1 pseudogene is annotated in these 375 nt (G+C 60.3%); it reads left to right on the forward strand.

Going from position 1 to position 375, the window contains the following annotated elements:
• A pseudogene (locus tag ADK28_RS19915) lies at nt 1–375 on the forward strand (type VI secretion system membrane subunit TssM); the annotation flags it as partial.

The following is a 375-nucleotide window of genomic DNA, read 5'->3' on the forward strand; positions in this document are numbered from 1 at the left end:
GGCTGGAGCAGATAAACAGTGCAGGCGATCCGGGGGCCGCTGCATTTAAGGCCCTGCAGTTACGCCAGAGCGATCCGTATAAGGATCCGGCTTTCAGCCTGCAACAGTACGCGCGAGGGCTGCCGGCCCCACTGGATCGCTGGGTCGGCCAGATTGCGGCACAGGTCGCTGATGTGACGATGTCGCTTGCCATGTCATCCCTGAACCAGGCATGGAGTGAGCAGGTCCTGACCCCGTTTAACGACACCCTGGCTGACCGATATCCCTTCAACCCTGCCTCTGCGCAGGATGCGTCACTGTCTGAGGTGACCCGTTTCTTTGCATCCGGCGGCACGCTCGATGGTTTTTATCAGTCCAGCCTCAAACCGCTGCTGG

The organism is Serratia sp. 506_PEND, assembly GCF_001076875.1.
In the GTDB taxonomy this organism is placed as follows: domain Bacteria; phylum Pseudomonadota; class Gammaproteobacteria; order Enterobacterales; family Enterobacteriaceae; genus Serratia; species Serratia marcescens.